At 47.3% G+C, this 2,318-nt stretch carries 2 protein-coding genes; both read right to left on the bottom strand.

Annotated features, from left to right (window positions below; all coding sequences use genetic code 11):
• Positions 1-463: 463 nt before the first annotated feature.
• Positions 464-1,153 (bottom strand): sterol desaturase family protein, encoded by a 690-nt coding sequence (locus PX636_RS02050; RefSeq protein ID WP_242017338.1) that lies wholly within the window; start codon positions 1,151-1,153, stop codon positions 464-466.
• An 88-nt stretch (positions 1,154-1,241) separates the two neighbouring features.
• Positions 1,242-2,183, bottom strand: a complete 942-nt coding sequence (locus PX636_RS02045; RefSeq protein ID WP_288116073.1) for an NACHT domain-containing protein — start codon at positions 2,181-2,183, stop codon at positions 1,242-1,244.
• Positions 2,184-2,318: the final 135 nt, after the last annotated feature.

Below are 2,318 nucleotides of genomic sequence, written 5' to 3'. Positions count from 1 at the left end.
TGTTAAGGCAGGTGCGGAACCCCGCAAGGGAAAGAAGCAGAAACCTAAATCGTGAGGTTTGGGAATCACCGTCCGTTTACGGCGGTGAGGATGTCAAGAAGTCTCCTTATTGAATTTGTAGAATTTGGTTCTTCGGTTTGTGTTATGCAATGGAGGGGGGTTATAAAGGATAAAACCCTTACATAGAAAGACATTGCTTCGATTTTTGCCAATTGTTTTCTATCTAGAACGAGCTAATCAATTGAGTCTTTTGCCAGATAAGGATTTAGTCGATTTATACCCCCCTATCGAACCATACCAAGTAACGAAGAACCTAGAATTTGAGAACTGCTTACCTGAGTCGAGTCAACAATTCTGCTTCTGCTATTACCCTGATAGATGGTTGCTTGATTTACTGTATGAATTGATTGAGTCTGTATGAATTGCTTGAATACGAGACAAAATGTAACGGGCGATGCACGAGTTAAATTCCATCGACTTTACCCGTCAGACGCTCATCAAACTTCTGCTCATAATCGGGGTCTTGAGTTCCGAGGAGTTTGTCCCAGAACGTGAAATATAGACCGTAATGTACGGTGTACTTGCGATGATGAATGGAATGATGGGCAGGACCAATAAACCACCGACCCAACCAATGATGGGGAAATGAGGAGGGCAAGCGATCGATCCCAAGATGATTTAACACTGCCCAGATCGTCATCGTGGTGAGTGCCGCAATTAACGTGATGAAATGCAGGGGAAGGACAAAGACAATGCCGACCAGGAAGAGAGACTGAACGATCGCCTCTAGTGGGTCAAAGGCAAACGAAGTCCACGGGGTAGGATAGCGCGAGCGATGATGTCCCTGGTGTAACCACCGAAAGAGTGACGGGTGGTGAAACAAGCGATGGGTGAAATAGAAATAGGCATCCTGGAGAACCAACACAGCGCCATAACTAACCCCTAAATAACACAGCCCATACTGTTGAGGGTGGCTGTATAAGCGGGTAATGCCCCAACTGTATCCTGTCATGATGAAAGCCGCCGCCAGCGCAAACACCCCCGCCGAAAGAACCGAGAGCGTGATATCTTGTTGAATCGATCGCCAAGAGGGAGACCAATGCCGCAGGTTGTGATTGACAAAGGACTGACTCAAGGGCGAATAGAAGAACAAATAGGTTCCCCCAGCCACGAGAAAGTATCGCGCCAGGATGATCCCAAAGAAAGCGAACCCGTAAAATCCAAATGAGTGGTCTATCAATTTAATCTCCTTGCCATTCCCGATCTTCCAAGTCCTTTTGAGGTAACAGCAACGTGGCTTCAATTTCTTGCCGGATTGCGGCTGTTATTTCGCAGTTACTATTCAAACAATCGATCAGGAGTTGATTGGCCTCATAGTAGCGTTGGAGCAGCTGCTGTTGCTCAGTCGTAAACTGCCAGGGATGATGAATATTGCGATAATTGGCGATCGCACCCCGCAACTGTTCCACCCAGGCAGAATAGTTTTTCTGCCACCAGTGCTGAAGCCGTTCCAGGTTTTGACTCGGAGGTGGCAGTTGGTCTCTCAATTGTTGCAAAGACTTATAAAATCCAGCATCCAGAACCATCACCAGAATGTTGTTGAGTGCCTCGCTACAAGCATTGACGTATGCAAAATCCTGACTGTGGTCGATGGCAAACTCTACCAGCAAGTTCTCCAACGCCGCATCTAAAAACATCCCCTGATCGAGCGTGCTGGCTAAGGCAAAGCGATCTGCCGTATGCGGGCTTTGGGCAAGGGCAAGGTAAAATGCGCGTGCGGTCGCCACTTTGGGTTCGTCTGGGAGCTGCTGGGATTTTTGGCTGGCCCAACTCAAAAACTCTTGCAGATAGGAGTCTTGCGCGACTAAGGCATCAATTTGTTGCTTCATCAACTGCACCAGCGCATCTGCACTTCGCAACATGGCAGCCGTTAACAAGAAGACTTCGCGCCAGTGGGAATCGGTGATGTGACTCACCAACCCTCCCAGTGCTTGTTCTAATGCCTGCAAATTATGGCTGGCAACTATTTTTCGAGCCGTGAAGTATTCTTGAAATGCCAGATAAGAAAATGAAAAAATGCCTCGCGCCCTTTCTGTGAGGATTCCATGCTGTGCCTCGATCGCTTTCAGCATGGCTTCGCTTTCGAGTTGGAGTTCCTCTGCTTCCAGGGTTGCACCTGGCAAATTCCGCAAATAGTCGCCAATGTATTGCTCAATCGTGCGTTGCTCAAAAAAATAAGCTAAAACGCACTTAAACCACCTAAAATAGAAATAGTAACTTGAGAAAAATCCTACTTATGCCAGCCAAAGATTTCCTAG

This window comes from Microcystis sp. M53598_WE2, from assembly GCF_030067735.1.
In the GTDB taxonomy this organism is placed as follows: Bacteria; Cyanobacteriota; Cyanobacteriia; order Cyanobacteriales; family Microcystaceae; genus Microcystis; species Microcystis aeruginosa.
The sequence above is the reverse complement of the archived record's forward strand: the minus strand, read 5'-3'. Positions and strand labels throughout refer to the sequence as shown.